The organism is Pseudomonas sp. FSL R10-1339 (genome assembly GCF_009600545.1).
Taxonomy (GTDB): domain Bacteria; phylum Pseudomonadota; class Gammaproteobacteria; order Pseudomonadales; family Pseudomonadaceae; genus Aquipseudomonas; species Aquipseudomonas bubulae.
In genome coordinates, this window is record NZ_WIVQ01000182.1 from 1 (window position 1) to 2,908 (window position 2,908).

5 protein-coding genes are annotated in these 2,908 nt (G+C 59.3%); 2 read left to right on the top strand and 3 right to left on the bottom strand.

Annotated elements, in window-relative coordinates; all coding sequences use genetic code 11:
• The coding region (locus GHO03_RS24030) for a MobA/MobL family protein (protein WP_178110370.1) at positions 1–885 on the top strand (885 nt) is incomplete at its 5' end.
• On the opposite strand, the gene GHO03_RS24035 is transcribed toward GHO03_RS24030, so the two are convergent.
• From GHO03_RS24035 to GHO03_RS24045, 3 genes are all read right to left on the bottom strand, one after another.
• Positions 882–1,715 (bottom strand): replication initiation protein, encoded by an 834-nt coding sequence (locus GHO03_RS24035; protein WP_212555998.1) that lies wholly within the window; start codon positions 1,713–1,715, stop codon positions 882–884. The two genes, GHO03_RS24030 and GHO03_RS24035, sit on opposite strands and share 4 nt — an antisense overlap.
• Before the next feature lie 443 nt (positions 1,716–2,158).
• Positions 2,159–2,329, bottom strand: coding sequence for a hypothetical protein (locus GHO03_RS24040; RefSeq protein WP_153400650.1), 171 nt, complete (start codon positions 2,327–2,329; stop codon positions 2,159–2,161).
• On the bottom strand, positions 2,326–2,583 hold the full coding sequence (locus GHO03_RS24045) for a hypothetical protein (RefSeq protein ID WP_094995346.1): 258 nt from the start codon (positions 2,581–2,583) through the stop codon (positions 2,326–2,328). The genes GHO03_RS24040 and GHO03_RS24045 overlap by 4 nt, the downstream gene beginning before the upstream one ends.
• Before the next feature lie 144 nt (positions 2,584–2,727).
• Between GHO03_RS24045 and GHO03_RS24050 the strand changes: the two genes are divergently transcribed.
• Positions 2,728–2,908 (top strand): MobA/MobL family protein (locus GHO03_RS24050; protein WP_372241795.1); only part of this gene is annotated, 181 nt, incomplete at its 3' end.

Here is a 2,908-nt window from a genome sequence, read left to right on the forward strand (position 1 = left end):
GGCGACAAGTCCAGCATCGAGCTGGCCGACAAGAAACGCCGGGAGCTGGGTTTAGGCCCAGCCGCCGACGAGGTGAAGGCCATTCGGCAGTTGTGGGAGCAGACCGCCAATCGCGCCCTGGAGCGAGCGGGCAGCACCGAACGGATCGACGCCCGAAGCCTCAAGGATCAAGGTATCGACCGTGAGGCGACCACCCACCTCGGGCCAGTGGCCTCCGAGATGGAGCGCCGTGGCCGGATCAGCGATCGAGGCGACGGAAACCGGCAGGTGATGGCCAACAACGAGCAGCGCCAAGGGCTGACTGCGCAGATCATCGACCTGAAAACCGAGCGCGAGCGCCGGGCCAAGGCGCGTCAGGTTGAAGCCCTGCCCGCGGCTGATTTGGTCAAGGCATGGGATGGGCGCAAGGCTGAGTTGTATATGGGCTACCGGCAGCGGGCAGAGCGTCTAGAGTCCCGCGTCGATCAGCAGATACAGGCCATCAGCACCAAACGACGGAACGCCGAAGCCAACCATGCGAAGAAGCGTCCAGTGGAGCCAACCGGGCTGTTGGCCGCGTTCAAGCGCAGCAGCTACGAGAAGCTCATGACTGAATGGCGCGCTACCGCCAAACGCATTAAGGCGTGGAAAGTTGGGCGGGAGAACGACCTGCGTAAGCGGCTTGAGCGTGTGCGGTGCTACCTGACACCGGGCGGCGGTTTTTCTGTGCGAGACGCCGAAAGGACACTCCAGAAGGAGCGTCCTGAGTGGGCGGCGCGGCTACCGCAGGCCCGGGATGAGGTTCAGCGTGAGAAAGAGGCCAAGAAGCAGGAGCTTCTGGCCCAAAAGCGGGAGCGGCAGTCCCTGCAGAAAGGCAGGCCGGGCCGTGGTGGCCACGGCCTCTAGGCCAGATCCAGCGGCATCTGGGTTAGTCGAGCGCGGGCCGCTTCCCATGTCTCACCAGGGCGAGCCTGTTTCGCGATCTCAGCATCTGAAATCTTCCCGGCCTTGCGCTTCGCTGGGGCCTTACCCACCGCCTTGGCGGGCTTCTTCGGTCCAAAACTGAACAACAGATGTGTGACCTTGCGCCCGGTCTTTCGCTGCGCCCACTCCACCTGTAGCGGGCTGTGCTCGTTGATCTGCGTCACGGCTGGATCAAGCACTCGCAACTTGAAGTCCTTGATCGAGGGATACCGGCCTTCCAGTTGAAACCACTCTCGCAGCTGGTCAATTTCTATTTCGCGCTGGCCGATGCTGTCCCATTGCATGAGCAGCTCGTAAAGCCTGATCGCGTGGGTGCTGTCCATCTTGGCCACGTCAGCCAAGGCGTATTTGGTGAACTGTTTGGTGAGTTCCGTCAGGTACGGCAGCATGTCTTTGGTGAACCTGAGTTCTACACGGCCCTCACCCTCCCGGTAGATGATTGTTTGCACCCAGCCGGTAATCATCACACTCGGTCTTTTCCCCTTGCCATTGGGCTCTTGGGTTAACCGGACTTCCCGCCGTTTCAGGCGCAGGGCCGCTTCTTTGAGCTGGTTGTAGGAAGATTCGATAGGGACACCCGCCATCGTCGCTATGTCCTCCGCCGTCACTGAATACATCACTTCATCGGTGACAGGCTCGCTCCTCTTCACCTGGCTAATACAGGCCAGAACGATCCGCTGTTCCTGAACACTGAGGCGATACGCGGCCTCGACCAGGGCATTGCTTTTGTAAACCATTGGGGGTGAGGCCACGTTCGACATTCCTTGTGTATAAGGGGACACTGTATCTGCGTCCCACAATACAACAAATCCGTCCCTTTACAACAACAAATCCGTCCCTTCTTAACAACAAATCCGTCCCTTAATGGCAACAAATCCGTCCCTTTTTAAACTCTACAGGCCACGGATTACGTGGCCTGTAGACGGCCTAAAAGGTTTAAAAGGGAAAAGGAAGAAAAGGGTGGAAACGCAAAAAACGCACCACTACGTGGCCCCGTTGGGGCCGCATTTGTGCCCCTGAAGGGGCGGGGGAGGCGTCTGGGCAATCCCCGTTTTACCAGTCCCCTATCGCCGCCTGAGAGGGCGCAGGAAGCGAGTAATCAGGGTATCGAGGCGGATTCACCCCTTGGGGCCAACCAATGACGACAGCAGCGCCTGAGAGGGCTACAGAGCGGTTTGGCACCAAAGGGGCAGGGTCAGCCCCCTTTCCCGCGTTTCTTTCCAGCGCGATAGCCCAGCAAGGCCGCCACCGTTGCCACCGTCACCCCAGCAAGCACAGCCAGTGGCGTGTAATTCACACGACGAACGCCTCGCCCCGGTTTGGTGGGCTCTGAACCATCAATCACAAACTCATCGGTTTGATTCATTGCTGCGGCTCCTGGGGCATTTTCGCCAGCTCGTACAGCAACGGAGCCAACCGCTTTTTGTCCACGTCACGGGTCACGACCTTGGCCGCCTCGTCGAGCAGCCATTTGCGGATGTTGGGCTGATGCTGGGCCGCATTGAGCAGCAGGCCGCCGAGAATGATCTTTTGCCCGTTCTCGAGCTGACGGCTTTGCTGCCGAAGTCGATTTAGCTTGGCTTCAGCTTCTGCGATTTTTTGCTCTATGGTTTGTGCCATTTTCCGGCCTCACTCAGATATGTCGTGGTACGATAACACGCAGCAAGAGAGCGAAGCGAAAGCAGCAAGTGCGCACTTACGACTCGTACCGAGTCAGCGCGCCCTGCGGGGCAAAAGCAAAAATCAGAATAAGGAGCAAAGGCCATCGCCATCTACCACGCAACCACGAAGCCGATAGCACGCAGCGCGGGACGGTCAGCCGTCGCCGCTGCTGCCTATCGTTCGGGTTCCGAGTTGGTCGATGAACGCACCGGCCTTGTCCATGACTACACCCGGAAAGGGGGTGTAGTTTCGGCCGAAATCATCGCGCCGGATGGCGGCAGTG

Coding starts and splice junctions, on each gene's coding strand:
- GHO03_RS24040 (WP_153400650.1), bottom strand. CDS start 2,329: ATGAATCAAACCGATGAGTTTGTGATTGATGGTTCAGAGCCCACCAAA.
- GHO03_RS24045 (WP_094995346.1), bottom strand. CDS start 2,583: ATGGCACAAACCATAGAGCAAAAAATCGCAGAAGCTGAAGCCAAGCTA.